Source organism: Moorena sp. SIO2C4 (assembly GCF_010672485.1).
In the GTDB taxonomy this organism is placed as follows: Bacteria; Cyanobacteriota; Cyanobacteriia; order Cyanobacteriales; family Coleofasciculaceae; genus Moorena; species Moorena producens.
The window spans coordinates 1-4,562 of the sequence record NZ_JAAHGN010000602.1 but is presented as its reverse complement, the minus strand read 5'-3'; the positions used below and the strand labels follow the sequence as shown (position 1 = coordinate 4,562).

General features: G+C 40.5%; 5 protein-coding genes. 1 reads left to right on the top strand and 4 read right to left on the bottom strand.

The features are described from left to right. Window positions 1–29: 29 nt before the first annotated feature. From F6K20_RS25410 to F6K20_RS25400, 3 genes are all read right to left on the bottom strand, one after another. Complete coding sequence (locus tag F6K20_RS25410) at window positions 30–1,103, bottom strand: hypothetical protein (protein ID WP_287247476.1); 1,074 nt, start codon at window positions 1,101–1,103, stop codon at window positions 30–32. 38 nt (window positions 1,104–1,141) lie between these two features. Next, on the bottom strand, window positions 1,142–2,563 hold the full coding sequence (locus tag F6K20_RS25405) for an MBOAT family O-acyltransferase (RefSeq protein WP_287296488.1): 1,422 nt from the start codon (window positions 2,561–2,563) through the stop codon (window positions 1,142–1,144). Between the two features lie 225 nt (window positions 2,564–2,788). Further along, entirely contained in the window at window positions 2,789–3,805 is a 1,017-nt protein-coding gene (locus F6K20_RS25400; protein WP_071107472.1) for a glycosyltransferase family 2 protein, read from the bottom strand. Between the two features lie 66 nt (window positions 3,806–3,871). Between F6K20_RS25400 and F6K20_RS25395 the strand changes: the two genes are divergently transcribed. After that, complete coding sequence (locus F6K20_RS25395; RefSeq protein WP_271969908.1) at window positions 3,872–4,024, top strand: hypothetical protein; 153 nt, start codon at window positions 3,872–3,874, stop codon at window positions 4,022–4,024. An 89-nt stretch (window positions 4,025–4,113) separates the two neighbouring features. Here F6K20_RS25395 and F6K20_RS25390 read toward each other — a convergent pair. After that, window positions 4,114–4,562, bottom strand: a 449-nt coding sequence (locus F6K20_RS25390) for a TVP38/TMEM64 family protein (RefSeq protein WP_287296486.1), incomplete at its 5' end; no start/stop codon positions are given.

Sequence of the window (4,562 nt, the reverse complement as noted above, 5' to 3'; positions counted from 1 at the left end):
TTAAATTTAATTGTGTCCGACTACTTAAATTACTCAACAACGTTTATCTTATCATGATTACTTGTTGTGGTTTGCGACTGTAAGGACAGAATTTCTGACACAAGTTCATTAGTGTAGACCTTGGCAGCAGAGTAAACCAGATGATCGGAATTTTCCATCTGCTCCTTGGGAAAGGTCATTGGCTCTCGGAAAATGTAGTGTACTCGTTCACTCTTGGCAGCATAGGCACCGAGAGTTTCTTGAAGTTGATTAAAATAGGCTTGAAAATCCTCATGCTCATAAAGACCTTCATACATTGGGCTGTTGGCTAAGTAAACATTAAAACCATACTCTTCCGCCAGTGCCACTATTCGTTCCAAAGCTTGACGGTTGTAGGGCGAAAGATTAAATTGATTGTTTCTGGCAAAATTGATATGCGACTCCTTCTGTGCTTCTACATAACTAGGGTTGGGTTTTTCCCAAACCATGAACCCATCTTCTTCTATATTGTAGCTTCTGACTTCCTTGAACGTATCCAGAGGAAACCTGAACCATAACGAAAGACTCTTGTTTTCAGAATAGAGGGGAAAATATCGCTCGATAAATAAAATACCCGGACCCCGTAAACGAATCTTTAGTGGTGGTTCAAGCTCCTGCCAGTATCCCCAACTCAAAGGAACTCTCGCTAGTAACGGAAAGTTAATTCCGCGATGCCAAACATCGTAGACATGCACGATCAGAACATTTTTTGGAGCTCCAGATTGCTGTATATATTTTTCTAGCATCCAGGCATCGTTGAGGCTCAACATGTTGCCGATAGTGCAGAGATTGATTGAGGTAACATCGAGTCTCTCGTTGAGAATACTTGGAACTACCCCCTGGTTACAACTGGAATCTCCTAGGATGAGCCAGTCAACAGGTTGCTTCAAGCCCAGTAACATTTCCCATTTTTCCTTGACCAACCAATAGCCTCGATTAGGTCGATGGTCATTCAGATACCATTTAGCTGCAAAATTGCACAAAATAACAAGTATCAAAGTTCCCAATAGAGATAGCAAGACTCCTCGACGGTTGGCTGACCCAATAATTTCTTCTGGTAGCTGTTGATTGGCGCGTTGTGCCATGTTTTTCCTTAACTCTTTACTCTCGTCATTAATCAAAATCAGAATTGGAAATAGATGAATTCTCCAGATGTGCGAACACCGAAAACACAAATCCAGATAATCAAGAAACTGTAGACCGGAACCCGACACCAATAGTTTAGCTTTGTTAGGATAAGCAGGTCACGGGTCACATACTGATAGATCTGAACTATGACCAATGGCAAGCAGAAAAACACTAAGTCATATCCCAAGAGTAAACTCTGATCTGATCTACCCACCCCCACTCTGGTAAGCATGTAATAGATTTGATCGGCTGAACTGGAACGGAAGATTACCCAGCCAATGTTAGTCAGGATAAACATCAACAACATTTTGCCCAAGATCCTTAGATAGGAATACTTACCGCTCCAAGGATCTTGATGTTCTGGATTCTTATCAAAGATGCGGTAGATGATCAGAATCAGCCCGTGAAATGCACCCCAGATCACAAAGTTCCAGGCAGCTCCATGCCAAAGACCGCCCAGAAGCATTGTTAAAAATAAGTTACGGTAGGTGTTTAAACTCCCCTGGCGGTTACCACCTAAGGGAATATAAAGATAATCTCGTAACCAAGTAGATAGAGAAATATGCCATCGTAACCAAAAATCACTGGGATTGAGAGCAAAATAGGGTAGCTTGAAATTCACCATCAACTCAAAGCCCATCAGCTTGGAAATTCCTCGCGCAATGTCAGAGTAACCAGAGAAATCTCCGTAGATTTGCACGGTAAAAGCCAGAATACCGATCAGGACATCCAACCCCTGATATTGGGTGTAGTTATTGAATATTGGATTGGCGATAGTCGCCATATTATCAGCAATTACTACCTTTTTAAAATACCCCCAAATAATTAGTAATATCCCAGCATTAATTTGTTCTATATTGAGATTACGTGGTAATATGATTTGGGGTATTAGCGTAGTTGCTCGTTCGATCGGGCCTGCCACCAACTGGGGAAAAAAGGAAACAAAAAGTGCAAAATCCAGGAAATTACTAATCGGCTTCAACTTTCCTCGGTAGATGTCGATGGTGTAACTCATCGTTTGGAAAGTGTAGAAAGAAATCCCTACAGGCAGCAGGATAGTTAAGGTAACCCAGTCAACCTGGAGTCCAACAAGTTTAAGCAAACTGCTGAAACTTTCTGCGAAAAAGTTAAAATATTTGAAGAAACCCAGTAGGGAAAGATTAAAAATTAAAGAGATACACAGGAGTAGTTTTCGTTTTCGCTCTTCTTTGATGTCTTGGAGCTGTTTTCCTACTGTAAAATCAACAACCGTGGAGAGAGCTAGCAGTGAGAGAAACCGCCAATCCCACCATCCGTAGAACACATAGCTAGCAATCAGCAGCAGAATGTTCTGGGCTTTATAGTTCCTATTTAAAAACAGGTAAAGCGTGTAGACAATGATGAAGAAAAGGACAAAAATAAATGAGTTAAATAACATCTTGGAGTTTCCTAAATTTGTTCATGGTTCTCTCATTCTGATCGGTACTCCAGCTTGTATGGTGGGCAAAAAAAGTTGGCTTCTTTTGAGTAGTCTAGATTAGATGATTTTGCCCACTCTACTTTAATTGATAGTTTTAATTGATATTTTTTTTACAGGCAAGTCCCTTTGTTCACGGTTCTCTCATTCGGAGCGGTACTCCAGGTTTAACTGAACTCCACTGATTTAGGCAGTGGTATTGGTCTTGGATTGAGGGAGTCTATATAACCTCAGTGCAAATCGTTGGATCTTGTTCCTTAGCCAAAGTAATTTTATCCTGACTAGGGATAGGAATCCGCCTCTGCTGATAAAGTGGATGTAAATAGACAAAAACCTGGAAAGCTTATTCAAGACAAGAAGCTCAGATTTATCAATAATAGATTCGTAGATGTTAAATTCTTGTTCATTCGGTTTCGGAATTGTCCTAAATTCGATATGGGCCTGTTCATATAGGTTACTTGGATAGCTCATCTTTTCTGCTAAGAATCCTAATAAGTGATCTACAGCCTGTTTATATTTATCTAAGTATTCCGGCGTTCTTTTTTGCTTCTGTCCATAGTGATTGTTGTTACCATGGGCTCTATACCTTACCAGAGGTTTGGCTAGATAAAATTTTCTAGCTCCTACTATTGAAGCTCCGAAAACTAAGCAGTCATCTGCACGAATGCGCCAATCTTCTTGCTGGGGAAGCGGTAGGAACTTCTCGAGTACATGTCTACGCATCGAAACTGTCGAAGTTCGATGACCTACCCATGCTTTTTTATAGAGAGTGGCGATTCTGGAATAGCCCAAATCTCGTGTATTGTTGTAGCAACTGGCGATTCGTTCTTCATTCCCAAATACCTCAGCGCTACAAAACAGAAAATCACACTCTGGGTGCTCTTGGTAAAATTTTACTACTTCTGCAATGTAATTTTCTTTATAAAGGTCATCGGCATCAAGAAAACAGATAATATCTCCACAAGAAGCAATAAATCCCGCATTAAAACTTGAAAGCTGCCCCTCATTTTTATCTTTCAATACCAGCTTGACTTTTTCGTTAGCTGCAAAATTTTTATGTAATATCTGGGCAGATTTATCTGTTGATTTATCATCGACAACAATAATCTCATCTACGGGAAATGATTGTTGGAGCACACTATCGATAGCATCACTAACATAATGCTGATAGTTATAGTTGTTAATTAAAACCGATAGTTTCATATTTTTTTAAATGTATAAAAAAATTATTGTTAAATAATCTGACATAATATAGCGTTTATCATAGCTATGAGGTACACATTATTTTTTACCTATTGCCTATTGCCTATTGCCTATTGCCTATTGCCTATTGCCTATTGCCTATTGCCTATTGCCTATTGCCTATTGCCTATTGCCTATTGCCTATTGCCTATTGCCTATTACCTGCTCCCTGCTCCCTAAAACCCAGAGATTTGTACCTGATGAGTATGATAGTTGCTATATACAGGTACCATCAATTAAAGCTAGAGCTGTCAACCAAATTTTTAAGATTAGGTTCGGTGACTTCGGTACCAGGTAGCTCCCATGACTAAAACTCCTGTCAACCCTAATGCTGCAATCAGTGGCAGTATGTCTCCTGTTCTCAGTGCCTTTAAACCAGAGCTACCTATTAACACAAAAGGGAAAACACCCGGAATGATGCCTAGAACCGTACCCAGAAAATAGTCCTTGAAGCTAACTGAGGTGAGACCAGCAGCAAAATTGACTAAACCATAGGGAATGATTGGCAGTAGTCGAATCGCAAATATGTATAACACCCCTCCGCGACGCACTTCAGTGTCCATCGCCCGCCAACTTTTAGCTAGCTTCTCAACCACTAGCTTACGCCCGACAGTGCGGGTATAAGCGAAGGATACCACTGCGGCAATTACCGCAGCAACACTAGTCCAGAGTGTACCTAACCACGGACCAAAGATGGCTCCTCCAGTTAAATTAAGTA

Coding starts and splice junctions, on each gene's coding strand:
- F6K20_RS25395 (WP_271969908.1), top strand. CDS start 3,872: ATGAGGTACACATTATTTTTTACCTATTGCCTATTGCCTATTGCCTAT.
- F6K20_RS25400 (WP_071107472.1), bottom strand. CDS start 3,805: ATGAAACTATCGGTTTTAATTAACAACTATAACTATCAGCATTATGTT.
- F6K20_RS25410 (WP_287247476.1), bottom strand. CDS start 1,103: ATGGCACAACGCGCCAATCAACAGCTACCAGAAGAAATTATTGGGTCA.
- F6K20_RS25405 (WP_287296488.1), bottom strand. CDS start 2,563: ATGTTATTTAACTCATTTATTTTTGTCCTTTTCTTCATCATTGTCTAC.